Raw genomic sequence first — 437 nt, forward strand, 5'->3', positions numbered from 1 at the left:
TTGCCAACGCCCATAAGGTAACGAGGTTTGTCAGCGGGCATCTGGCCCGGCAGATAATCCAGCACCTTGATCATTTCGTGCTTCGGTTCGCCCACCGACAGACCGCCGATGGCGAGGCCGTCGAAGCCGATCTTGTCGAGGCCTTCGAGCGAGCGCATGCGCAGGTTTTCATGCATGCCACCCTGGACGATGCCGAACAGCGCCGCGGTGTTGTCGCCGTGAGCATTCTTCGAACGCTGCGCCCAGCGCAGCGACAGCTCCATCGATACCCGCGCGACGTCTTCGTCAGCCGGATACGGCGTGCATTCGTCGAAGATCATCACGATGTCGGAACCCAGATCGCGCTGCACCTGCATCGACTCTTCCGGGCCCATGAACACTTTGGCGCCGTCGACCGGAGAAGCGAAGGTCACGCCCTCCTCCTTGATCTTGCGCAT

Annotated in this window: 1 protein-coding gene; it reads right to left on the reverse strand. The window is 61.3% G+C overall.

The genetic code is table 11. The annotated features are described in order from the left end of the window. Window positions 1–437, reverse strand: a 437-nt coding sequence (locus J5M56_RS25645) for a tRNA guanosine(34) transglycosylase Tgt (RefSeq protein ID WP_207938141.1), incomplete at both ends; no start/stop codon positions are given.

The sequence above is a fragment of the Pseudomonas sp. 51_B genome, from assembly GCF_017491595.1.
In the GTDB taxonomy this organism is placed as follows: domain Bacteria; phylum Pseudomonadota; class Gammaproteobacteria; order Pseudomonadales; family Pseudomonadaceae; genus Aquipseudomonas; species Aquipseudomonas promysalinigenes.